Here is a 25,308-nt window from a genome sequence, read left to right as displayed (position 1 = left end):
TAAATCAGAATGTATATCACCATAACACCACAAAAACTTGGAGATTCATATTCACAAAGTGTTGCTGATTATGTGGACTATCTGGAAAAAGAAAATCAAGGTTTGGAGCGGCAAGATATGGAACATTTTTTCAATCAATACGGTGATGAAATAACAGCTAAAGAGGTCATTAAAGAAATTGATGGGAACACAGCAAAACTAAAAAAGACCGAACCTAAGTTTTATTCCATTACTATAAGTCCGAGCAAATATGAACTGAAACAATTACAGAATAGCAGTAAAGATTTAAAAGCCTACACCCGTGAAGTGATGAAAGACTATGTGGCATCGTTCAATAGGGAAATCAATGGCAAACCCATTTCCATCGATGACATAAAATACTATGCGAAGATAGAACACCAACGCAAGTTTAAGGGAACAGATTTTCAGGTCAAGGAAAACCAACCCTATGCCACAAATATACTTCAGCTAAAGCAAGACATTCGAAAAATTGAAAATGGCAAACTGGAAGGTAATATTTCAAAATTGAAATATAGAATCAATCAACTTGAAAAAGAAGCTCCATACCAACAGAACGGGAAGCGAATTGTACAAGGGATGAAAAAAGACGGTAACCAAAGTCATATCCATATCATCGTAAGCCGAAAAGATGTCTCTAATTCCGTGAGCCTGTCTCCAGGAAGTAAATACAAAGCTTCAGAAGTCATGATGAACGGAAAAAACGTAAAACGTGGTTTTGATAGAGATTCATTCTTTGCCAATGCAGAAAAAACCTTTGATAAGCAGTTTGACTACAAACGAAACTATGCAGAAACCTATCAAGCGAAGAAGGATTTTATCAAAAATCCCAAGCTCTATTTTTCAGTATTGATGGGCTTGCCTCCTAATGAAAAGGCAGCGGCTTTTATAATTTTGGGTAAATCAGGAGTGCCAATGATAAACATTCCAGCCAACAAGGCACAATTGGCTATCAAAGCATTTAAACGACTTAAAAAAGGTGTGGATATTGCCATTAAATCAAGTTCCATTGGTATATGAGTTGGTCAATGGCACATATTATTTTTTATATAGTTGCTCCAGCACTATTTTTATGCACAGTGCTTTATGTGTTTTTAAGTTCTTCAAATAGTAAAGCAGACAAAAAATATCAAGTCCAATTTAAAGTAAAATCAGGTAAATTTCAAATTGATAATATCAAACGAGGTGCATCGGTCATCGGTTCTGCAGGGAGCGGAAAAACCGAGAGCGTGGTCTATAATTTTCTAAAGCATTTTAGTCGGAATTCTTTTTGCGGAATCATTCACGATTACAAACATTTTGAACTTACGGAGATTGCTTATCCTTTATTCAAAGCAGATGAAATTCCGTTTTATATTGTATCCTTTGATACTATTTATCATCGGGTAAACCCTATTGCACCTCGCTATATGATAAACGAAGAAAGTGTCAATGAAGTTTCCAGAGTGTTGATTGAAAATTTATTGGAACAAAAAGAATCAGGTAGTTCAGGAACATCCAAGTTTTTTACCGACGTTGCAGAGGGTTTGATTGCGGGGCTGATATGGAAACTAAAAACATCATATCCCCAATATTGCACCTTACCTCATTTAATAGCCATCTATCAACTTTTGGACACCGAAAGCCTCATTGCTTTTCTGGAAAGCAACATAACTGCTAGAGCTATGGCTGATGCTTTTATAAGTGGCAAAGATTCAGATAGACAGACTGCAGGAGTAAAAAGCACCTTGGCCAATGCGTTTAAAAAGATAAGCACGCAGCGCATCTTTATGGTATTATCTGAGGATGAAGTGTCATTGGATATCAATAATCAGCAAAAGCCAGGTATAATTTCCGTAGTGAATAACCCCAAGTACGAATCCGCTTATTCTCCTATCATCGCCACCATAGTCCATACTATTACCAAGCAAATGAGTGTACGAAATGCAAAACATTCATTTTTAATGATGGAAGAAGCACCCACCATTCGTTTATTGAATATGCACCGTATTCCTGCCACTTTACGGAGTTACAATATTGCTACTGTTTACGTGATGCAGGACAAAATTCAGAATGATATGATGTATGGTGATAAAGCAAGTAAAGCGATTTTGAGCAATCTATCCTATCAATTCTTTGGAAAGGTCAACGACCCAGATACTGCCAAATACTATGAACGCTTTTTTGAACTTATAAAGCAACCCACCAAAAGTATTAGCAAAAGTAGTGGACTGAGTTTTGAGAGCCGAATTACAAAAGGCGAAAAGGAGGTTTCAAAACGTAGAGCGGATATATTTTTCAGATTAAAGCAAGGTGAGTTTATCACATTTGCGGATGGAAAGGATAAGAAAGTACGATTCAAATTACCTGAAATCAAGAAAGAATTACCTGAAAAAAGAACTCAATTTTCACAAGCTGAACTGCAATCAAATTTTGGGAGAGTGTACAATGAAGCCAGGTCTATATTCAAGGGAATTTAAACATGATAAATGCCTGTTGGGATTTCACACTATTTTATCTTAAACCAGTTTAATTTTTTTCAACTCATTTTGAAATACTTTGGCTAAGTAAGTTGACCGCTTGTTTGGTTAGAAATACAGAATTGAACTATTGGTTTTAGACCAAAATTCTATTGTTTCTTTAAAAACAATAGAAGCGGATGAAAAAATGTTATAATGGATAAGGTGAAAAGCCAAGTTAAAATAGACCTATCAAGATTAAGGCATATAAACTTTAAATATAAATCAGAAGAACATATTGCTATTTTAATTGACCATCAAGGATACGAAATCTTAAAGGGTTATGGAGATTCTCAATTAGCGGCTTTAAATGACCTGCACGAGAACTTGATTTAAGATTCTTTTTAAAAATTTAATATAAAACCGCATCATTAGCAGGATGAAAGGATATTTAAAAGCACAAATAATACTATCAATTTGTATAATATTTCTAATGGCATGTGGTCAAAAAAAGCATGTTCCGCCTCAAAAAGAGAATAGGCTAGAATTAGAAATAGACTCACTTGTTAATCATAACGTAAAAGATGGTTTTAGAGGAGTTGTTTTGGTTGCCGATAAAAATGGAATTTTACTTCATAAAAGCTATGGTCAATTCAATGATAGTACTAAAACAGCATTTTGGATAGGCTCTATTTCCAAACAATTTACGGCATCAGCCATCCTTAAACTTCAAGAGGGTAATTTACTTTCTATCGATGATAGAATAGGAAATTTTATTGAAGATGTTCCAACCGACAAGGAAAACATAACAATTCATCATTTACTAACCCATACTTCAGGATTAGCCAATGATTATTCAGCCGATGGAATTACAAACAGAAAAAAAGCTGTTGACACCATTTTATCTTCTCCGTTGAAATATAAAGTAGGTGAAAAATTCAGTTACTCCGCTGAGGGTTATAACCTTTTGGCAATTATTGTGGAATTAATATCAGGAGTATCGTTTGAAGATTATGTATCAAAAAACCTATTTGATTCAATACACATGAATGAAACAGGTTTTTGGGGTTCTAATAATGATAATTCCATCCAAATAGCAAATTTCAGAAATATGGAGCAGATGCAATCATTTCCACCAACCATTTATACTGATGGGAAAAGCATTCAAAACTATGGTTATAAAGGTGCGACAGGTATTTATAGTACTACAGGGGATTTATATAAATGGATAATAGCTATTCAAAACAATGCTATTCTAAAAAAACAAAGTACTGACCAACAATTTACACAGCATTCGACTGCTAGAGGTGATACTATCAATGGCACTCATTACGGATATGGATGGTTTATTCAGCATCAAGGTGGAATATTAAAAGAAATCAGGCATGGCGGTGCTGAGGATGGAGCTATTGGACATAACGGAATGATTCGATTTTACGACAATGGCAACTTAATTATAGTCCTTTCAGATGCAGGTGAATATAATGGAGAAGGTAGGCTCAATGGTGTAGAATGGAGTACTGTTCTCAGTATTTGGATACGAGACATTTTAGAAGCTAAAAATAGCCCTGAGAAATAAATGAACGCTTATGAAAAAATCTTAAAAAATCTTGATGTCGAACTTGAAGCCCTTGAATCCGATACGGAAGATGCTATCCAAAAGGCTGAAAAGGGGATTAAAATAACCAAAAGATTATTAGAACTATTACGAGAACAGGTAAATAGCTACGGATTTAAAAATTCAGAAACAGAGATATACTTTTTTAAAAATGTTAAGCCACAGGTCTTTAGTAGACTCATTTACTATGTAAAGTTATTTAATATTGAAACCAAGCGACCTAGAAGTAGCAGAAAATCTCAAGTCAAGTATCTTAACAATCATATAGATAAGCTACAAACCTACTTTAACGACAACTTAGAATTTTATCATTATTACCGTAGAGGCGCATCTTTTTTGGACGAGCAATACTTTTTACGAGGTAAAGTAGATATTCGTCTTCACCCAGACACTTTTCACTTTTTTACAGATAAACAATTCTCTACGAGTCATGATAGTACTGTGGCGACAATTTTAGCTTATGATATGCTAATAATACACCTGAAAAAGGAAACCGACAAACTAGAAAACACCAACGGAATGGAAACAGAATCTCCCTCATTTCAAAAGCAGTCAAAACTCTTTTGGACCAATAGTAAAACTGATTTAATTGAACTTATTTACGCCCTTGACAGTAGCGGTGCTATAAACAACGGTACTGCCGATATCAAAGAAGTAGCAACAGCCTGTGAGCAAGTATTCAATATAGATTTAGGTAACTTCTATCACACCTATATTGAGTTGAAATCTCGAAAATCTAACAACACCAAGTTTTTGGATAATCTTAAGGATGCGCTCGTAAATCGTATGCGCGATTCAGATGCTTGATAGTATTTTAGTAATCTTGTACCCTTATCTATGGTAGAACAGATGTAATAACTTCATAATGCTTCGGTCTAATGAAAATATTTGATGCGCATTTTCACATTATCGATTTCAATTACCCCGTAGTTGAAAATAATGGCTATATACCGCCGGAATTCAAGGTGGAAGATTACAAAGATTCAACTGATAAATATGAATTGGTGGGAGGAGCAATAGTATCTGGTTCATTCCAAGGTTTTGACCAAAGCTACCTCAAAGATTCTTTATCAAAACTTGGAAGTTGTTTTTTCGGGGTTGCCAATATACCAAATGACATTTCAGATAAAGAACTGCACTTTTTGAATGATAATAATATCGTTGCTGTTAGATTCAATTTAAAGAGAGGTGGCTCGGAAACCATCGACCACTTGGAATATTTATCAAATAAACTTTATGATGAATATGGATGGCATACAGAATTATATGTTGATAGTAAGCATTTGAAAGAGCTGAAAGTGCATCTGAAAAAATTAAAACAATTTTCCATTGACCATTTAGGGCTTTCAAAAAGTGGACTCAATGACCTTTACTATTGGGTCGAAAAAGGAGCAAAAGTAAAAGCCACTGGTTTTGGAAGAATTGATTTTGAACCAATACAAGCAATGCAACAAATAAATGAAATAAACCCTGAAGCTTTGATGTTTGGTACCGATTTACCTTCAACTAGGGCAAAAATTCCATTTTCCGATTCAGATGTTCAAAAAATTGCTGAAAACTTTGATGTAGAGTCACAGAAAAGGATTTTTTATAAGAATGCTTCTTCATGGTATAAGAAGTGATTTGGAATACCCACTATGCACCCACCTTGGGGAATCATATTGGTTTATTCGACAACATAAAATTTACTTCAAATTGATAAAAGAGGAATTCTTTTAATTTAGCAAATAAAATCAATATAAATCATTGAAAATGAAATGTTAAAACATACCCATAGTGGGTTTGTCTATTGAATAAAGTAGAATAATACTTATCAAATTTGTAGGACGAAAGTCAAATCAATGCAAAGCCGTCTAATATCTCTCAATTGATTGCAGACGGTTTTGTTTTCTAAAAATGTCTTACATATGGGAGCAACTATCATTACTTCAGAAGACTTGATGGAATTCAAATTAGAATTACTAGAAGATATCAAGCAACTTTTACAAAATCAAAGCGGACAACCTGCCAAAAAATGGCTTAAATCGCCAGAGGTGAGAGAACTTTTGGGCATCTCACCAGGTACTTTACAAAACCTCCGTATCAATGGTACTTTACCGTATACCAAAATTGGAGGCGTATTGTATTATGATTATCAGGAAATCATAGAAGTTCTAGAGAAAAATAGAATCCACAACAAATTCTAAGAGCTGATTTTGCAGGAGATAAACTATATCAAGCACCTCAATGGTGTGTTTGAGCAATTTTCCAAAGACAGTAGATTAAATCCAACCCATATCAGTTTGTATGTAGCCTTATTTCAAATTTGGAATAACAACTTTTTCAAAGAAGAGTTCTATATCAATCGAGCGGAAGTGATGGAGTTTTCAAAGATAGGTTCTAAATCTACATATCACCGTTGCATTAAGGAATTAAGCCATTGGAAATACTTGCTGTACACACCATCCCATAACCCATTTAAGGGAAGTCGCATTAAGATGTTCGATTTTGGGACAAGTACTGAACAAGCTCTGTACCCAAGTCGTACCAATATCGAGACAAGTACTGGACAAGCATTGGTATCTATAAACAAACATATACAAACCTTAGAAAACAGTAAAAACTTAAACAAACGGCAATTTTCAGAAAATTCAAATAACGAAAATGATGAAAACCATTTGGCAAGTGTCCCATATCAGGACAACTTAAAGACCAGTTCGGATAAAAATTATGACGACCCTTTATGAGTAATCCAAAACCACATATCATTGTTGAAGCAGCTGTGCAGTATACATTGGGTACAATGCGAGGTAATCAAATTTTGTATGATTTTGATAAAATGTTGGTGTATCTGGATGCCAAAGGAAAGTTACTTTTCGGGCAGAAATTTAAAATCTATAAAGAAGACCGAGACATTTTATACAAACTATGCCTGTACTTCATCCAAGATAGAATTGCCTGTAAAAAAATGGGGATAGATATTGATAAAGGCATTTTGCTTTCTGGACCCGTAGGCTGCGGTAAAACTTCTTTGATTCGCTTATTGAAACATCTCGTACCACATAGGAAACCCTACGAAGTTGTACCCACACGAAACATTGTCTTTGGATTTAACCATATCGGTTATAAGACCATTGAAGATTATGGCAATACCCAATTTTTCTGCTTCGATGATTTAGGTGTGGAGCCTATGGGTAGACATTATGGTAAAGACTGTAATGTGATGGGTGAAATATTGTTATCTCGCCATGACCTATTTCTGAACACAAAAATTAAAACTCATGCTACTACCAACTTAAATGCAGCTGAATTGGAAGAGCTCTATGGGATTCGTGTCCGTAGCCGTATGCGACAACTATTTAATTTGGTGGCTTTTGATAAAAAATCTTTAGATAAGCGAAAATAATATTTAGAAAAGCTAAATGAATGTTTAAAAAACTATATTTTAGTGGCATGTGAAACTTTAAGATATACTATGACTAGACTGGGTCAATTTTTAGAAAAAAATCTATCAAAAAGGCAGACGTTTCCAGAAAAACAGGAATTAGTCAGTCTAGATTAAGTCAGCTTGTTAACAAAGATTCTACTAAGTTAAGTGCTAAAGAGCTCTATTTAATTGCACTCGCAATCGACATATTGCCTTCTGAAATTCTTAATGAATTATTTGGTCATTTAAAACTAGAGAATTAGATGGAATCGATTAAAGATAAAATATCGGTGCTTAAGGAGAAACTCAATAAAGAAATCTCAAAAGAGAATTCTGATAATGAGGTGATATTATCACTTTCCCACGAGATTGCCAATTTAGACAATGACAATATTAGATTTTCTGTTGATGCAGGATTAATAAATAGGTTAGGTAAAGAACTAGTAGGGAGACATGAAACAGCGGTAGCAGAATTAGTTAAGAATTCTTATGATGCTGATGCAAAAATAGTGAGTTTATCTTTTGAAAATTGTGATAAACCAGGAGGTAAACTTGAAATTTCTGACGATGGAGTCGGAATGACAAGGGACCAGCTTATTAAAGGATTCATGACTATTTCCTCAAGTGACAAAGTTCATAATCCAAAATCTGTTAGATATCAGAGAACAAGGGCTGGTCAAAAAGGTATTGGAAGGTTTGCCACTCAACGACTTGGTTCGATACTTTCCGTTATAACACAAACTAAAGAATCAAAGGTAGCATACAAAGTTGTAATTCATTGGGATAATTTTAAAATGGATTCTAATTTATTATTGGTTACTAATAGTATTGTTGAAGTTCCTAAAGTCAAAGAAGAAGGTACGGTATTAATAATTGAAGAGTTAAGGGATTATTGGTCATTACCAATGATAAAAAGAGCATATAGATATGTGTCTGATTTATTACAACCATTCCCTTTATCAGAACGTTTTGAAGAAAGTCAAAACGATCCAGGTTTTAAGGTAGAATTTTATAAAGATAATGACGTAGTAATTAATGAGGAAAGTGTTTTTTACAAAAATGCGACAGCCGAAATTGAAGGATATGTGGATAAATCTGGTGACGGATTTTATACATTAAAAAGCACTCACTTTGATATTAAAGATGAGATTTACCCCATTGGATATAATAGAAAAAAAGAGGAATATAGACCTTTCCCTGATTTAAAAAATATACATTTTAAAGCTTATTATTTTATTTATAATGTTGGTCTAGTACCAAAACAAATAGAGTCCGCAATTCGTCAGAATGCGGAGGAATATGGTGGTATTAGATTATATAGAAATGGATTTAGAGTATTACCATATGCTGAAAAGGACAATGATTGGCTAGCTTTGGATGCTTCAGTAAGAAAAAATGTAATTCTTACTCCACACGGTAATAATAATTTCTATGGTTTTGTTGAAGTGTTTGATAAAGAAGGAAAAGTATTTCAAGAATTGTCAAGTAGAGAGGGCCTTCTAGAAAATAAAGCTTTTGCTCAGCTCAAAGAATTTGTTTACAAAGTAATAATCGACTCAACTCTTAAAATAAGCTCGTTAAGAGGACGAAAAAAGAATACTGCACAAAAAGACTGGGAGAAAAAGAAACATAAGGAGGTAGTTGACGAAGTTGCAAGTATATTCGAAGAAGAGGCAAAAAAACGTAAGGATAAATCATCGGAGCAAAAAGGGAATGAAAAAAAGTCAGAATCTGATGACCCTAATCAAGGAGATGGTTTTACTTCAGAAGAATATGAAAATTTTGCAAAAAAACTTCGTGACAGTGCAGAGCAGGAAGAGCGGTTAAAAAAACAGCTTTTACAAGAAGTACAACTTTTACGAATTTTGGCGAGTCTTGGCTTAACTATTGGCGAGTTTGTGCATGAAATCAAACACCATTTGAGAGCTTTTAACTTAGATATAGACTTCTTAGATAGAAACCTCAAAGAAGAGAAGTTTCAAAAGCGTACAAAAAGATTAGCACATAATTTAACCTCTTTTACAACTTACACATCTTATTTTGACAAGGCTATTTCTGAAAATGTAAATAGAGAATTAGAACCAGTTGCCTTAAAGGATGCGGTGCGCTCATTCTATAAAGTTATAACACCAGATGCAAGAAGGTCTGGTATAACTTTAATAGAACCAAAATTTGAAGGGTATGATATTTTTACCATTCCTATGCACAAATCTGAATGGGTTTCAATACTTTTTAATTTTTATACCAATTCAAAAAAAGCAATTAAAAGAGCCCAAAATGATGGGGAAATATTAATCTCCGCGGGTAATGTTGGAGATAAAGTATATCTCGATTTTTCAGATAATGGTGACGGTATATCTATCGAAAATCAGGAGTTAATTTTTGATGAATTTTATACCACCAGTCCTCCTTCTGGGTCTGATGAATCTGAAGTAGATTCTACCACAGGTACAGGACTTGGTTTAAAAATCGTTAAGGATATTGTATCAGGATATGGGGGCGAAGTATTTGTTATTCCACCTGAAGAAGGCTTTTCAACTACCATAAGAATAGAATTAAACAGAATAGAATTAGATGACAATGGCAAAATATAACATTTTATACGTTGATGATGATGCATCTAAACATGGTTTAGAACAAATACAACCAATGATAGATACGTTGGAGGAAAATGAAAAAATTAAAATTCATCCTTTCCAAAGCGCTCCATTTGATAAACTATCAGAACAGATTACGAGTGTTTTAAATGATTATGATGCGATAATTTTTGATTATCAATTAGATGATAGGGCGAATGATGAAGGTCAAAGAGGCAATATGAAAGCACCCGTTATTGCACAACACCTTCGAACAGAAATAACAAATACTGATAAATCATTAAAGGATGTACCTTTTATCTTGTGCTCAACAAATGAAAAGCTACAAAAATCATTTACATCAGATAGTACGAGCCATGATCTTTTTGATTTTATGTTCAAAAAAGATTCTGGGAATTTATTAGTCGTAGCGGAACGAATTGCAGCATTAGCCGAAGGATATAATACTATAAGGAAAGAAAAGGATTTAAGTAAGTTGTTGGACTACAATCACGAGGTTCTTGATAATAGGATATTTTCTAAATTTCTATCTACTAGAGAAAAACTACCCGCTCACGAATACTCCAATACAATTTTAAAAGATCTTTTATATATAAATGGACCTCTCGTTGGAGAAAAAATAATGGCAGCCAGATTAGGTTTGGATATAAAAGAATCTGAGGACTGGAATGCATTACTTGATGGTGTTTTTTCAAAAGCCAGATATACAGGTGTTTTCCAAACAGGATGGAATAAATGGTGGATGGAATCAATTAATCAAGTTTTTTTAGAACACACAGGAAACAATTTATCTTCTCTTGACGCTAAACAACGTGTCTCATTACTAATTGAAAAAACAGGATTAACAGGGTTAAAATTGTCTGAAATTATTGATGGATGCCGAAGTTACAGATATTGGACTATTTGTAAGTCTTATAATAAGCCTGTAGACCCAAGAGAATCCTTTAGAGCTTATACAAAAAAAGAGCCTAAACCTTGGCAAGATCATACTTATATATCTAAACCAGGAGCAATTGATAGAGTTGGATTTGATGAAGGCCTCGATGTACACCCAGTTGATTATGAGAGATATAGATTAACAATAGAAAGTCTAAAAGATGAGGGAGCAAAGTAAAATTCCTTCAGACGTAAGACTTTATCGTCAAGAATTGGCTAATGACTTATTGAAATTATCAAGTTTACTAGAAAAGTTTTACTTAAATACTGGGGAAATTAGAAAAGCAGCGTCACAATTGAAAGGTGAATCTGTATTTAAAATTAAGCCTTCTGATGAAGTTGATTATACTATGGTAGGATATGATATCGATGAAATTGAAATTAGTTTTTCAGAACTTCCAAACCACACACATCCCGAAAATATTGAAGATTTAACGTTAAAATTTGATATTAAACTATTGACAAATTATGATAAGGAATATTCGCATAAAGACCCCTTAAAGCATTTAGAGTTCAATATTGTAGTTACTGGTTATGTTGGTGATAAAGAACACATTATCTCTTACCATTTAGATAGGCATCCCGAAAGTGAAAATGAAACAGAAGAAGCCCACCCCAAGTATCATTTTCAATTTGGTGGCAGAAAACTTGATAAGGTAAATAAGGAATTTGGACAATCAATAATTTTGGATTGCCCTAGAATTATGCATTATCCCATGGATTTAATTTTAGGGATAGATTTTATTGTATCAAACTTTTTTCCAGAGATATGGAATCAGTTAAAAAAAGAGAATGATTATGTTTCCTTAGTTAGGGATTGTAAGGATAAATATTTAAAGCCATATTTTGCATCTATTGCAGGACACTGGACCGGTTTGTTAAATGGAAAATCTACATGGTCAGATGTTGAAATTTGTCCTCAACTATATAAATGAAAAAAGAAATATTAAAATATCTCAAAGAGTATACATATGATACTTTAATGATTGACAGGCTAATTGTCTCTTCATTTCTATATTCAAACAAGTTAGCCGTAGAAAAAAACGAATTAATTTTAAAATATAAAATTTTAGAGACTGACATCGATGAATTCAGAATATTAAGTGAGTTTTTGGCGATACATAAAAAAATCGGCTTTGAAGAACTGATTGAATTATTCGAATTTGTAATATCTCCTGAAGATAAAGTTGTTACTGGTGCAGTTTATACACCAAATGAAATTAGAGACTTTATTGTCAACGAAACGTTAAAACAGACTAACTTAAATCTAGAAATAAAAGTTTGTGATCCAGCATGTGGTTGTTCAGGATTTTTGTTTAATGTAACAAAAGAGATTAATAAAAGAACAGGAGTTAGCTATAAAGAAATTTTAGAAAACAGCATTTATGGTTTAGATATCCAACCTTATTCAGTTGAGAGGTCTAGAATACTGCTAAACTTATTAGCTCTTTCTAAAGGAGAAGATTGTAAGGTAATTAATCTCAACCTTTTTAAAGGCAATGCTTTAGATTTCGAATGGAGTCAAAATGTTGAAAACTTTGAAGGGTTTGATATAATTGTGGGGAATCCCCCTTATGTATGTTCTAGGAATATAGACCATGAATCGTTGCACCTTCTTAATAATTGGTCAGTATGTACAAGTGGGCATCCAGATTTATACATACCTTTTTTTCAGCTTGGAATTGAGTTGTTGAAAATTGATGGTGTTCTTGGTTATATAACGGTCAATAGTTTTTTTAAAAGTGTGAATGGAAGAGCTTTGAGAAGTTATTTTCAGGACTCAAATTACAGTTTTAAAATAATTGACTTTGGAGGGCTACAAATATTCAAAAGTAAAAGTACTTACACCTGTATTTGCTTAATTCAAAAATCTAGAGGTAAATTAAAATACGCCAAATTTAATAATACGAAACAATTAAAAGGAAAGTCAATTCCGTTTAATATTGTCAAGTATTCATCATTAGATTCTGGAAACGGATGGAATCTTCAAAATAGTACCTTAATTAATAAAATAGAGTCAACAGGAGAGGCTTTAGGAAAGAGATATAGAACCAGAAATGGGATTGCCACTTTAAAGAATAATGTTTATGTGTTTAATCCTGTCGATGAAGATGATGATTTTTTTTATCTGCGTAATGGTGAGATATATCCAATTGAAAAGGCGATTTGCGCTGAAATAGTAAACCCTAATAAGTTAACAAAGCTTGATTCTATTGATACTATAAGGCAAAAGATAATATTCCCTTATACAAGAGAAAGTAACACAATTAATTTGCTTGATGAGAATGTATTGGAGCAGGTTTACCCAAATACATACAGGTATTTAGCAAATAAAAGAGAAATTTTAGATAATCGAGATAAAGGGAAAGGCAATTACGAAAACTGGTTTGCCTACGGTCGGAACCAATCCCTTGAACAATATGATTATAAAATGTTCTTTCCGCATATTACTCCTGATATTCCAAATTTTGTAATCAACCAAGAAGAGGATTTGTTATTCTATAATGGATTGGCATTAATTGCTGATTCGGAGAGAGAACTAGAATTTATGAAAAAAATAATGAGCTCAAGACTGTTTTGGTTTTATATAACCAATTCAAGTAAGCCCTATGGTTCGGGTTATTATTCATTGAGCAGAAATTATATCAAAAATTTTGGTATATATAATTTTAGCGATGAAGAAATTGATTTAATAATTACTGAGAACAACCAAGAAGAATTAAACCAATTTATTGAATCTAAATATGAAATAGAATTATCTTAAAATAAAGTAATGACATTAGATAAAAAAGACTTAAAATTTATTCTTGAATCTTTAGAATATACTAGACTTAAGTTTGAGAATTATGAATCGTATCCTTCGTATGAGTATAAACAAAGTAGGATTAATGATGTAAATGAGGTCATGGCTAAAGTCAGAGAGCTATTATAAAAATTGAATCGATTATCTCTTATACGGAGAAAAGAGAATAGAAGTATTTGGAAATTGCAAAAATTCAAACATAAATTAGATGATTTTGAAAAATCCAGTCCGCTATCATTATTTTATGATTTTGGTCTGGAACCTAGTAATATCAAGGACTTTATTATTGAAACGTTCTTTGATTATTTCGATAACAAAGAAAATCTTCAAAATTACGCTACCTCAGACTTTGTAAACAATTGGTTGGCTTACTTAACAATAAAAAGGGATTTTCCAGATTCAGTAGTACATATCGATTCAATACTGAAAATTTATAATGATGCTAAAAAAACAAATGAGTCTGAGGCTATTAATTCCTATATAAGTTGGTATCCTGAAATTTCTCAAAGTATCTCTCGATTTTGGAGTATTAATAACAATCAATTCAAACTTGCGGAACTTTCAGATGAAGATTTTTTTGAAGAATCATTTAAATTAATTGGACAAATAATAGAAGGCTTATCTAAACCTTTTTTGAAATTGTTATTACAGTTAAATAGAATAAAAAGAAATAAGTCTTGTAGTTTTTCTGATATTCAGTCTAAGGACTTGGGTATTGTAGTTGATGAATTGATTCACACCTCTAATCTTAAAGATTTATTAGTATTCAATTCTATTAGGTTTAATCAATGGCGTAATATTTCTTATCACCATAACACTAAAATAATTGATGAAAAATTAGTTTGCTGGTATAAAAAAGACAATCAAAATGTTGAAATAACATTAGATAGGTTTGAGGTGGATAACCTATTAAAAAAAGTGATTTTGACTTTTAAGCTATTAAGAATTTCGGAAACTATTTTCTGCTTTGATAACGTAGACAGACTGCAAAAGGCAAGTGATTTTGCAAATGATGAAAGTGTAAATATTAGACAGGAGGCTAAACTTTTGGAATTATATTCCTCGATTGGGTCTCAAGGGTTTAGAGTCTTAGACTTAACATTCGATAAAAACGAGGCTACTTTGAAACTTAAAGACTTGCAAGATTATTCTAATTTTCAAAAAAGAGCTATTCATTCAACTCAATTCTTATATCATCTTTGGTTATTTTCAGATTCATTTAAACTTATTATTGATTATCACCTTCATGACGGGGTGAAATATTTGTCTACGGAAATTGAATCTGATAGTTTCGCTAGATTAAATGATGATAAAAAATTTTCAGATTTACTTAAGGATATAAAGTTTACTTACTTAACAAAAAAGTACAAACAAAGCACAAATCCTTTCGAGAATTTATCTCTTCCTAAGAAGCTAAGAGAATCTAAGTCTCAATTCTATTCTCAAATGGGGGAGAAAATTAGTATAGAGGAGTTTATAAAACAGTTTTGTTTAAGTGTATTCAACAATTACTTAGTTTTTAAATCAGAAAACTTTCAAGATGAAGAAATAAAATTGAATATTGGAAGTGATGGTGCAATGGTGAAAACTCTGGGAGAAAGAGGTCAATTTATATTTAGTAGTCCAGCCATTATTGAGAGTAAAATACTTCAAAAAAAATTGATTAATCTATTACAAAAGACTATTGAATTATATAGCGAAAAGGAACTTGACTTTAAAATAGTGGAGGAAGCTCGATTAAATAATAGATTTTATTTCAAAAAGTCTCTAATCAAAGACCAGTTAAAAATGAAAAAGCTAGAACAGGAGTTTGATTTTAACATTACTAAAAAGGATAACTTAACTGAGGCGCAAACAAAGACATTCGCTAAATTATTGAAAAAGCAAGGTAAAGTAAATGGAAACCTAAATTTAAAGGCCAATAGATGTAAATTAATTTGCATAGTTTATAAGGATAAAACTCCGATAGCTTCTGGGGGTATAAAGCAAAAAACAGTCTCTGACTTTGCAAAACAAAAAGCAAACTTGCCAGAATTAGAGAAAAAATTTAATTGGGAATTAGGTTATATCTATACAAGTCCTAAATATGCCCAAAAAGGCATTGCAAAAAATATGGTAAAATTATTATTAGAAAAATTTGGAAATGAAAATTTAATGGCTTCAACAGAAGTAACTGATAATCCTGGGATGGTCAAAATTTTAACAAATTTTGGTTTTGAACACTACGGGTCTACCTGGAAGAGTGAAATTCATTCAAAAGACTTAGGGTTGTTTTTAAGGTTTAAAAAATAATCACTTCAACAATATCTCACTCTAACAGTCTTTACAAGCTTGGTGAAACTCTTTCAAAACTTAGCCTTTAAGTACTTTTAACCCCATCAAAACAGTCAACGCCATAGCCTTAATGTATTTAGACTTCAAAAAGTAATCCGCTTCATCAGTATTGGTCATAAACCCCATTTCTACAAGTACAGAAGGACAATATGGAATAGTTTCTCGTAACACCTGAAAATTGGCAAACTTCACACCCCGTTTTTCAAAACCAAGTTTTTGGGTGCTTTCATTCAGAATAGAAACCCCAAGTGCAAAAGACTCTTTGTTTTTTGAATGATGTGCATAAACCTCCATACCCTTAGAATTGTTTCGAGCAGTATTACAATGCAATGACACAAATACATCCGCTTTTAAACTTTTAGCTAATCGACTTCTGTCAGATAGAGAAATAAGTGTATCATTATATCGGGTCAAATAGATATCCAATTCGTTGTCAAAAAGGGATTTGTTCAGCTTCAAAATGGCATTTGCAACATTTAGAACCACATCCTTTTCATAAATACCATTTACACCTTTAGCACCAGAATCAATGCCGCCATGACCAGGGTCGATAACTACAATTTTTTTCTGACCAAAAACGAAACACATTTTCAGCAGTAAAATCATAAAACTGACGTTTTTGAGCATTGAGCGATTCAAAAGTTTTAGAGTTATCAACATTGGCGTTTCAATTTTTAATATGATTTGATGTCATTTTATAGCATTGAAAATCAATCGAATACAAATAATATTTTATTCACAAAATATTGATTATCAGTATTTTGATATTCAATATAGTGTATTTTTCAAACAACGAAATCCAACAAATTTTAAATCAATTTCGACATGAAAAAATCACTATTCCTGACCGCCTTTTTACTGCTCATTTCCAATACCATTTTTGCCCAAATTGGGGGTATTGAAGATTCCGTTAACGATGTTTCCGATACCATAAGAACCATCTTTCCAATTATCCTAGGTGTAATTTTCTTAATAGGTTTCCTATTTAATGCGGGGCATTTCTTTGGAGAAAATGCCGATTTAAAAAAGGGAATTACACGTGTATTAGTATTTGTACTTATTGCAGGAGCCGTAGTTGGCATTTTTACTTACCTCATTAGCATCGTAGTCTAATGAAAAAGTACGAAGTCTATAAAAATATTAGAAAGCGGGCAGTGATAATGGGGTTGCCAATTTCATTGTTCGCTTTGATGATGACATCGGTCATCGGGTCATTACTGTTCATCATCTTTTCGTTCAGCTTTTTGGTCATCATATCAGTATTCATTTTTAACGGCGGTCTATATGTGGTGCTGACACAACTGACCAAACACCCAGCTCTATTGCATTTTAAAAAAGTATTCCCAACCACCATCAGTAACAAACGAGAAAGTCAACTACAGTATGAAGAAAATTAACCTATCGGCATACCATCCCATTCTAAGTATAGAAAAGCATATCGTTTTTGCCAGTAATGGTAATGTTGTATTGTGCTATAAAGCTGACCTGTCAGAAATCTATTCCCTATCCGAAAAAGATTTTGAAGACATACATGGCTCTTGGTTTCAGGCATTTAAATCCCTACCGACAAGTACGGTTATCCATAAGCAGGATATCTACAAAAAAAGCAGCTATGAGGCAGATAATCTACCAAACAAAAGCTTTTTAGAAAAGGCAACCTATCGATATTTTAAAGGAAGGGAATGCCTAATCCATCAATCCTATTTGTACTTCACGCTGCCTTTGGATAAAGCATTGAATGCTTCCAAGTTTACCAACCCTTTCCGAAAGGTGGAAAAGGGTATTCACAAACAACTGGACCATAATGTCCAAGAGTTTATTGCTTCGGTAAATGATGCCGTTTCCTTTATCAATAACAGCCGCAGGGTGTCCCTGAGACAATTAAATGAGAACGAAATTTTAGAGCTTACAAGTGCATACTTCAATGGGTTCAATGAAGACTTTGATACGGACGTTCAATTGAAAAAGTCAACAATTGAAATTGGTGAGAACCATTTTGATGTACTGGCAGTAAATAGTGAACTCTGTTTTGGCGATGTAGTACAAAGCAGTAAAACCAATGACAAGTTTACTTCGGATGATTTTGTGTTCCATCAGGGTTTTATTGATGGATTGGGATTGAACCTAAATGAAAACCATATCATCAACCAAATCATTTACCTCGATGACAAACACAAATGGAGAAAACTACTGGACAAAAAAATTGAAGAACTCAGTAAGAGTTCCAACTTCGGAACACAGAACAAAGTCATTCAAAGGAAGATTGAGGCTATTGTTGCTAAAATTAATGAGGACGATAGTTCAAGAATTATACGCGGGCATCTCAACATTATTTTCTGGTGTCAGGAAGCCGGACAGCTAAAAAATATTACTTCCAAGATTAAAACTGAGTTTAAGGAACTAGATATTGTTCCCTACTACCCAAAAGGAGAAGAACGAAAGCACTATTTTCTTAACTCTTATTGTTGTTTTAGTTCCAATTTTTCCAATGAGGATTTATACGTAACCGATTTAAAGCATGCCCTATGCTTGTATATCAATAACAGCAATTATAAATCGGACAAACAGGGTGTCATTTTCAATGACAGGCAATACAATATTCCAGTTTTAAAGGATGTATGGGATGAGCAAAAGAAACGCATCAAAGCCAGAAACTTTGCCATTTTTGCCCCAACGGGAGAAGGAAAATCCTTTTTAGCCAATAATATACTTCGGCAATATTTTGAGCAACAAGTACGACTCGTAATTATCGATTTGGGAGGTTCTTATTCCAAGTTTGCCAAGCTCTATCCCAATGACCATATCATCTTACGATATGAGCAGGGAAAGAATTTGGGCATCAATCCCTTTTACATTTCCAATGAAGCAGATTTGACCCCCGAGCGATTGGAAGACCTGGCCATTTTCCTATTGGAACTATTGGCTGAAGGCAATCAAGTTTCAAAAGCCAAGGAAGTTGCCATTAAAAAGGTACTGCTGTATTACTACAAGCATATCCGATTGAATCATTCACTTGCTTCTTTGTATCAATTTATTGACGATAAAAAAGATAGCCTCATAGAGGCTCTTAGTATAAGGGAGGAGCATTTTAGTGTTTACAACTTCCTGCATATCCTTTCGGAATATGTAGATGATGGGTTATATAGTTTTCTCTTCAATGTGAGTGAAGACCAGACCTATAAGATTGAGGACAAACGTATGATTGTCTTTGAACTAGATGAAGTCAAGGATAATAAGGAAATTCTTTCTGTTATGCTGAAGCTCATCAAGTCAGCTATCCAAAGAACCATTTGGCGTAACCGTTCCGAAAGAGGTATCATTCTATTTGATGAGTTTGCCAAACAATTGAAGTTTAACAATGTTTTGGAAAGTGTGGAATTCTACTATCAGGCTATCCGAAAACAAAATGGAGCTATTGGTATTATTCTACAATCCATAAATCAATTGCCGAACAATTCCACATCGGCAAGTATTCTGGAGAATACGCAGGTCATTTACAGCCTTCGGAATGAAAAAGGATACGAAGAACTTCAAAAGCGATTGAACCTGTCGAGCCACGATTTAAACCAGTTGAAATCTATTCGCAACAACCTTACGGGAGATAGAAAGTACACGGAGATGTTTATCAAGATTGGAAAGGAGAGCAACATATTTCGTCTCGAAGTGCCTAAAGAAGTGTATGCCGCTTACCTCACAGACGGCAAAGAAAGCGACCGCATAATGCGGATTTATGAAAAAACAAATGACATGGAAGAAGCCATAAATACATTCATTAAACAATTATAAATCTAAAAAACGAATATCATGAAATTAAAAATCAAACTCTTGGGAATAGCCCTAACCTTTGCCCTTTTAATGCCAGCAGGCACTGCCTGCCAAGGAATGCCAGTGTATGACAACACGAACTTTATCAGTTTTGCCAAATCATTGATTGAATCTGCAAAACAGACTTCACAACTCCTTAAAACGGTACAGTTTCTTAAAACTCAAAAAGAAAATATCGAGAAAGTCAACAATGTGATTAAGCAGTTAAAAGCAGTACGCGATATAGCAAGGAACAATCAAAAGCTATTTGATATAGTACAGGACGATTTAAGGGAAATTTTGAATTCGCCCTATATCAAACCTGATGAAGTCAATAGGGTTTCAGAATCCTTCAATTCCATTATTGAAAACTCTTTATATGGATTGGAATACATAGACCAGATATTATCCAGTAATACCCTTAAAATGACCGATGCAGAACGTGCGGAAGTTTTGAAGGACATGGAACTAAAATCCAAAGAAATGGTGGCTGAGATTGAAGCCAAGACCAAACGCTACCGTGAGATTATTGCCTTCCGTGAAATGCAAGATAAAATCAACAATAGAGAAACTAATTACTAATGGCCGGTATTTTTTTAGGAATAGGGTTGGAATATGTTGATGCGGTATTTACCACTATCAAAAACAGTGACTTCTCTCAGTACACCATTACTGGCATGAAGACATTAGCTATCCTTTTTTCCTAATCAATATCCTAAAAAAGTATAACGAAGGTGTTGCTAACAATGAAGGCTATACCTGGGGATTGACCCCTGCAGAACTTGCAAAGAATTTTGCTGTGGTTATCCTGGTCATTTTCTCAACACAGGTTTTGAATGTTTTTGATACCATTTTAGTGGCTATCGAAACCCAATACCGAGACACGGCTCCTGCGCTCCTCCCGTTACAAATGCAAGACATCGATTTGGAACAGGATGTGGGTGCATTGGAAGCCGCCAAAAAAGCAATGGCCATGTTATACGAAGCTCTGGTAACACCTCTGTACGGCTTAAAGATGTTGGCTTTTATCATAGGGATATTCCTTTGGTTATTGGATTTGTTTATTTACCCGTTATTTCTTGCGGAACGTTTCTTTTTGCTGGGTATCATGCAAGCTTTCTTCCCTTTGGTGATTAGTCTTGCTGTATTTGAAAAGTTCCGTTCATTGGCTTACAACTTCTTTAAGCTTTATGCAGGAGTTTATATGTTGGTCCCTGCATTTTTTCTGGTCAATGTATTTGTAAACAACCTGTATACAGAAATCAATACCAATTTTTGGAATAGCCTTTTCGGAACCGATTGGGGAAGTACATTTTTTGCGCCATTACTTCAATTTGGTTCTGTCGGGTTTATCGTTTTACTAAAATTCAAACTCTATCGTAGAGCAACATCATTTGTCTTTAAACTCTTTTCCGCTTAATCAATTATGAAAACACCATATCAAAATATTTACAACGTACTCCGCTTGAACCGATTCATTGTTCTGGCGGTAATCATTGGGGCTGTTTTAACCTGCATTGTTTCAGTGCTCATGGTTATAAAGCTTCACAAAGAATCCGTCAATAATGCCTTTGTAGTTAATTCGGATGGAAGCGTCATTCCCCTTAAAATGGTACAGCAGCATGAAAATCTGGAAGTAGAAGTATTGTCTCATTTAGAATTGTTCCATACCTATTTCTATCACGTCGATGCGAGCAATTATGAAAAGAACCTGGAGAAAGCCTTATGGCTAGGTAATAGCTCTGTAGATGCATTGTATAGACAGAAAAAAGCAGATGGTGTTTACAACCGATTATTGCAATACTCATTGGTACAGAAAGTACTGAAGATTGAATCGAAAATCGACATCCAACAAGAACCATATCGATTTGAAACCACTGTCATTTTTGAAATCAACCGGGGAGCTATCATTGATACTTATAAACTGACCACGTCAGGAAATATTATTCATGTGAATAGAAACTTCCCCAACAATACTCACGGATTATTGATAACCAACTTTTTTGAAAACAAACTGAAAAAGCTAGAAGACTATGAAAATAGAAAAGAATAAAATCGTGTTCGCTGCCGTCATTTTATGTGTAGTGCTGTTCATTGGCTCTTACGCTGTAATTGTATTGGGAGATGAAGAAGAACCAACTATTGATAACAACCAAATTCCGGTTCCAGAATTGGGAGATGAGCAAAAGGAATATGATTCCAAATTAGAAGCTCTTGATGACCTAAAAGAAGTAAGACAAACCAATGCTCCTAGCATTTATGATGAACGTTTGATGGATTCTACTGGAGTCTATGACCCTGATTTATTAGACAAAGAAAAGATGCGGATTGTGGACAGCATCTATAATGAGGGACGTATCAGTTATTCCGACAAGAGTTTTAGAAAGCCTAAGGTCAAAATTGAACCAAAGCCACTACAAAAAGATTCTATTTCCAAGAAAACTGTAATAGAAGAGGAAATTACCCCTAAAGAATTGGGGTTGGAACATCAACTGTTTTTTGCTTCAAATCCATTGGAAAATGAGAACCTCATAACCCAGAATACAGATGCTTTTATATATGTGCGAGTGGATGGTACACAAATAGTTCGAAACAATTATCGTTTGCAAATGCGATTGACGAAAGATGCACTCATCAATGGTAATACTATACTAAGAAATACACCTATTTATGGTTTTGTAAGTTTTCAACCTAACCGAACCATTATAGAAATCGAAAACATCAATCACAAACCTATTAAACTAAACGCTTTTGACCTTCAGGACGGAAGTGAGGGTGTTTACATTGAAAACAGCTTTAGAGCTGAAGCTAGACAGGAAGTAGTCGGAGATATTGTGGATGATATCAATATCGTAGGTGTGCCACAAGTAAGCGGAGTTAAAAGGATATTCCAAAGAAACAACCGCACCGTAAAAGTTACCGTAATTGATAACTACCAACTCATTTTAAAACCCATACTATGAAAACTATAATCATAATTGCCATAGCACTATTTACAAACCTTGTAGTAGCTCAGCAAACCTTAGATACCATTTATGCCAATGATAAAAAAAATGTCGCTCTGTTTTTCCCAGAACCCATTCGCCAGGGAATCACAGGAACATCCAATTTTGTGTTTACCTATAACCGAGAAAAAGAGCAATACTTTGGCTTGTTACAAGCCACTCCAGGAACAGAAAGTAACTTATTGACAGTTACCAAAAATGGTCAGGTCTATTCCTACATTTTGAAGTATAAGGAGCAATTACCGAAACTGAACTACTTCATTTCACTAAAAGAAAGTATTGGGCGTGAGCAACCTGTAATTTTAAAACAAAAGCCGATAACACAACCAATTGATAGGATAGATTACTTCAAAAAATTCAGCAATCATTTATTGAATTCAAATTATAGCCCTATTACAACAAAGCGAAAAAAAGGTATCAAATTACAATTGCAAAAGATGGTTTACAATGCTTCTGAAGTTTATCTAGTATTAGAAATTAAGAACAAGTCGGAAATCGATTTTGAAATAGATTATTTAAACGTCTATAGAGTAAATGGTAATAAGAAACGTAAAGCCTCTTATCAGAAGCTTTTGATACAAGCTGATTATAAACATGAAATGCCAAGTAATATTAGAGTAGGGCAATCGCATCGATTCGTATATGTGTTACCCAAGTTTGTGTTGGGGGATAATGAAAAGTTAATGATTGAATTAAAAGAACTTAATGGGGAAAGGAAAATCCAGCTTTTACAATAAAGCTGAATTTCCTTTTTCTTCCTTCTTAGGATTTAACTTCATTCTTAGCGCATTCATATCATCACTAAGTTTTCTATCAAGAACCCTAGCATAAATCTGTGTAGTGGCCAATTTGGTATGACCTAGCAATTTTGATACAGTTTCAATTGGTACTCCATTGGATAATGTAACAGTAGTTGCAAAGGTATGTCTGGCCATATGAAAAGTTAGATTCTTTTTAATCCCCACTGCATCTGCAATTTCTTTTAAGTACAAATTAATTTTTTCGTTGGTAAGAACTGGAAGTAATGTTTCAGAAACAATTGTAATTGGATTTTCTGCATACTTTTCAATGATGAATTCTGCTTTGTCCAATAAAGGGATTTTCACAGGTGTTTTTGTTTTTTGCCTTTTAGTGTAAATCCATCTGCTTCCATCCATACCTAACACAATATTATCAACTGTCAATTTGATAATATCCGCGTAACTAATTCCAGTATAGCAGCTAAAAACAAATAAATCACGAACCCTATCCAATCGTTCCAGTGGAAAAGCATAAGTTTCCAGATTAGAAAGTTCATTGGCACTTAAAAATTCACGTTGTTTGGTTTCAAAAGTGGGCTTCCATCTTAAAAAAGGGTCTTTGTCTATCCATTCTAAATGATAAGCCAAAGTCACAATTTTTCTCAGCCTTTGAAGATGCTTCATTACAGTATTATGGCTCATAGCTTTGGGATGTCCTTTTGGATAGTAACCAATTAAGAAAGTTTCAAAATCTGAAATGAATTTGTAATCAAGTTTTCTTAAATAGATATCAGATGTCCTTAGTTTCTTTTGAAGATATCTGTTTATATAGTTTTCCGAAATACCAAAGTTTCGAATTGTACCTGGGGCAAGTGTTCTTTCAATTTTTCGATTGTGATATTTTAGAATTTCCTGGAGTGTTTTGGAATTGTCATCTTCGCCATTGTACTTGGCTTTGATGAGCTGAGCCGTAATAAACTCATCTTTATATTTTAATTCTTGGTATATATCATACAATCTTGCCCTTACCTGCTCAATATGATTGTTGATTTGTTTTGAATTTGCTGCGGTTCCAGAGACCTTTTTGGTCTTAGAATCCCATCGTGAAATAGGAACCTTTCGTTTTAATCCGATATTGGCTCGTTTACCATTTACGGTTACTCTTGCAAATAGCTCTGCATTACCTTTCGTCGCTCTCGAAGAATTAATCCAAAATAGGATTGAAAAAGTGTGTGATGTTTTCATAGTTGTCATCTTTAAGGTTAAACATTAAGATGAAAGTCAAATCAACTATGGCTTGTGTTTTTGGCTATTCGGTCAACACTGTTGACCGATTAAAAATCTGTTAACCGATATGTTGACGTTTGGAATCATATCAATTCAAATCTTATTATCGTCCAAAAACAACGAAACCTTGCAAATCATAGATTTTGCAAGGTTTTTTATTCGTTTGGAGTTTCCTCCTAGTGACCTCGACAGGAGTACCTGTATTTTTAAACTGAATTTAATCAGTTTAACTCCTTAATAATTACTATATTTGAGATAACAGTAATAAGGTTAAATCAATTTTTTTTGTTTTTTATTCAAATTTGTCCCCCTTATTGTACCC

Annotated in this window: 23 protein-coding genes and 1 pseudogene; 22 read left to right on the top strand and 2 right to left on the bottom strand. The window is 33.7% G+C overall.

Going from position 1 to position 25,308, the window contains the following annotated elements; genetic code table 11:
• Positions 1–9 precede the first annotated feature (9 nt).
• The 14 genes from mobB (at position 10) to AC0L3Q_RS18825 (ending at position 16,108) form a co-directional block, all read left to right on the top strand.
• Positions 10–1,038: a MobB family relaxase gene (gene mobB, locus AC0L3Q_RS18890; RefSeq protein ID WP_473281937.1), complete on the top strand. Its 1,029-nt coding sequence runs from the start codon at positions 10–12 to the stop codon at positions 1,036–1,038.
• Positions 1,035–2,477: a type IV secretory system conjugative DNA transfer family protein gene (locus AC0L3Q_RS18885; RefSeq protein ID WP_473281935.1), complete on the top strand. Its 1,443-nt coding sequence runs from the start codon at positions 1,035–1,037 to the stop codon at positions 2,475–2,477. The genes mobB and AC0L3Q_RS18885 overlap by 4 nt, the downstream gene beginning before the upstream one ends.
• A gap of 418 nt (positions 2,478–2,895) precedes the next feature.
• The gene (locus AC0L3Q_RS18880; protein ID WP_473281933.1) at positions 2,896–4,035 is read left to right on the top strand and encodes a serine hydrolase domain-containing protein; all 1,140 of its coding nucleotides are present in this window, start codon (positions 2,896–2,898) and stop codon (positions 4,033–4,035) included.
• Positions 4,036–4,881, top strand: a complete 846-nt coding sequence (locus AC0L3Q_RS18875; protein ID WP_473281931.1) for an RteC domain-containing protein — start codon at positions 4,036–4,038, stop codon at positions 4,879–4,881.
• A 71-nt stretch (positions 4,882–4,952) separates the two neighbouring features.
• A complete protein-coding gene (locus tag AC0L3Q_RS18870) occupies positions 4,953–5,696 on the top strand; it encodes an amidohydrolase family protein (RefSeq protein ID WP_473281929.1) in 744 nt (247 codons plus the stop codon).
• Positions 5,697–5,981: 285 nt separating this feature from the next.
• Positions 5,982–6,260 (top strand): helix-turn-helix domain-containing protein, encoded by a 279-nt coding sequence (locus AC0L3Q_RS18865; protein WP_473281928.1) that lies wholly within the window; start codon positions 5,982–5,984, stop codon positions 6,258–6,260.
• Between the two features lie 9 nt (positions 6,261–6,269).
• Positions 6,270–6,800, top strand: coding sequence for a hypothetical protein (locus tag AC0L3Q_RS18860; RefSeq protein WP_473281925.1), 531 nt, complete (start codon positions 6,270–6,272; stop codon positions 6,798–6,800).
• Entirely contained in the window at positions 6,797–7,459 is a 663-nt protein-coding gene (locus tag AC0L3Q_RS18855) for an ATPase (protein ID WP_473281923.1), read from the top strand. The genes AC0L3Q_RS18860 and AC0L3Q_RS18855 overlap by 4 nt, the downstream gene beginning before the upstream one ends.
• A gap of 86 nt (positions 7,460–7,545) precedes the next feature.
• Positions 7,546–7,743, top strand: a complete 198-nt coding sequence (locus tag AC0L3Q_RS18850) for a helix-turn-helix domain-containing protein (RefSeq protein WP_473286966.1) — start codon at positions 7,546–7,548, stop codon at positions 7,741–7,743.
• Positions 7,744–10,074, top strand: coding sequence for a sensor histidine kinase (locus AC0L3Q_RS18845; protein ID WP_473281921.1), 2,331 nt, complete (start codon positions 7,744–7,746; stop codon positions 10,072–10,074).
• Positions 10,061–11,191, top strand: a complete 1,131-nt coding sequence (locus AC0L3Q_RS18840; protein ID WP_473281919.1) for a hypothetical protein — start codon at positions 10,061–10,063, stop codon at positions 11,189–11,191. Before AC0L3Q_RS18845 ends, AC0L3Q_RS18840 begins: the two co-directional genes overlap by 14 nt.
• Positions 11,175–11,948 (top strand): hypothetical protein, encoded by a 774-nt coding sequence (locus AC0L3Q_RS18835; RefSeq protein WP_473281917.1) that lies wholly within the window; start codon positions 11,175–11,177, stop codon positions 11,946–11,948. Before AC0L3Q_RS18840 ends, AC0L3Q_RS18835 begins: the two co-directional genes overlap by 17 nt.
• The gene (locus AC0L3Q_RS18830; RefSeq protein ID WP_473281915.1) at positions 11,945–13,777 is read left to right on the top strand and encodes an HsdM family class I SAM-dependent methyltransferase; all 1,833 of its coding nucleotides are present in this window, start codon (positions 11,945–11,947) and stop codon (positions 13,775–13,777) included. Before AC0L3Q_RS18835 ends, AC0L3Q_RS18830 begins: the two co-directional genes overlap by 4 nt.
• A 222-nt stretch (positions 13,778–13,999) precedes the next feature.
• Positions 14,000–16,108 (top strand): GNAT family N-acetyltransferase, encoded by a 2,109-nt coding sequence (locus tag AC0L3Q_RS18825; protein ID WP_473281913.1) that lies wholly within the window; start codon positions 14,000–14,002, stop codon positions 16,106–16,108.
• Between the two features lie 60 nt (positions 16,109–16,168).
• Here the strand turns inward: AC0L3Q_RS18825 and AC0L3Q_RS18820 are convergent, their stop codons facing one another.
• Positions 16,169–16,756, bottom strand: a complete 588-nt coding sequence (locus tag AC0L3Q_RS18820) for an N-acetylmuramoyl-L-alanine amidase family protein (protein ID WP_473281911.1) — start codon at positions 16,754–16,756, stop codon at positions 16,169–16,171.
• Positions 16,757–16,975: 219 nt separating this feature from the next.
• Here AC0L3Q_RS18820 and AC0L3Q_RS18815 point away from each other — a divergent pair, with 219 nt between their 5' ends.
• From AC0L3Q_RS18815 to AC0L3Q_RS18780, 8 genes and pseudogenes are all read left to right on the top strand, one after another.
• On the top strand, positions 16,976–17,263 hold the full coding sequence (locus AC0L3Q_RS18815) for a hypothetical protein (RefSeq protein ID WP_473281909.1): 288 nt from the start codon (positions 16,976–16,978) through the stop codon (positions 17,261–17,263).
• Entirely contained in the window at positions 17,263–17,547 is a 285-nt protein-coding gene (locus tag AC0L3Q_RS18810; RefSeq protein WP_473281908.1) for a hypothetical protein, read from the top strand. The genes AC0L3Q_RS18815 and AC0L3Q_RS18810 overlap by 1 nt, the downstream gene beginning before the upstream one ends.
• Positions 17,534–19,936 (top strand): TraG family conjugative transposon ATPase, encoded by a 2,403-nt coding sequence (locus tag AC0L3Q_RS18805; protein ID WP_473281906.1) that lies wholly within the window; start codon positions 17,534–17,536, stop codon positions 19,934–19,936. Before AC0L3Q_RS18810 ends, AC0L3Q_RS18805 begins: the two co-directional genes overlap by 14 nt.
• 18 nt (positions 19,937–19,954) lie before the next feature.
• Positions 19,955–20,536 carry a conjugal transfer protein gene (locus tag AC0L3Q_RS18800; protein WP_473281904.1) on the top strand — a complete coding sequence of 194 codons (582 nt, stop codon included), beginning with the start codon at positions 19,955–19,957 and terminating at the stop codon, positions 20,534–20,536.
• A pseudogene (locus tag AC0L3Q_RS18795) lies at positions 20,536–21,374 on the top strand (hypothetical protein). The gene AC0L3Q_RS18800 and the pseudogene AC0L3Q_RS18795 overlap by 1 nt, the downstream one beginning before the upstream one ends.
• A 6-nt stretch (positions 21,375–21,380) precedes the next feature.
• Positions 21,381–22,007: a conjugal transfer protein TraK gene (locus AC0L3Q_RS18790; protein ID WP_473281902.1), complete on the top strand. Its 627-nt coding sequence runs from the start codon at positions 21,381–21,383 to the stop codon at positions 22,005–22,007.
• Positions 21,988–22,917 (top strand): conjugative transposon protein TraM, encoded by a 930-nt coding sequence (traM, locus tag AC0L3Q_RS18785; protein ID WP_473281900.1) that lies wholly within the window; start codon positions 21,988–21,990, stop codon positions 22,915–22,917. Before AC0L3Q_RS18790 ends, traM begins: the two co-directional genes overlap by 20 nt.
• Positions 22,914–23,696 carry a DUF4138 domain-containing protein gene (locus tag AC0L3Q_RS18780; RefSeq protein WP_473281898.1) on the top strand — a complete coding sequence of 261 codons (783 nt, stop codon included), beginning with the start codon at positions 22,914–22,916 and terminating at the stop codon, positions 23,694–23,696. The genes traM and AC0L3Q_RS18780 overlap by 4 nt, the downstream gene beginning before the upstream one ends.
• Here the strand turns inward: AC0L3Q_RS18780 and AC0L3Q_RS18775 are convergent.
• Positions 23,688–24,944 (bottom strand): site-specific integrase, encoded by a 1,257-nt coding sequence (locus AC0L3Q_RS18775; RefSeq protein ID WP_473281896.1) that lies wholly within the window; start codon positions 24,942–24,944, stop codon positions 23,688–23,690. The two genes, AC0L3Q_RS18780 and AC0L3Q_RS18775, sit on opposite strands and share 9 nt — an antisense overlap.
• Between the last annotated feature and the right edge of the window lie 364 nt (positions 24,945–25,308).

The sequence above is a fragment of the Aquimarina sp. KJ22-3 genome (assembly GCF_055808215.1).
This window is presented reverse-complemented; position numbering and strand designations above follow the sequence as displayed.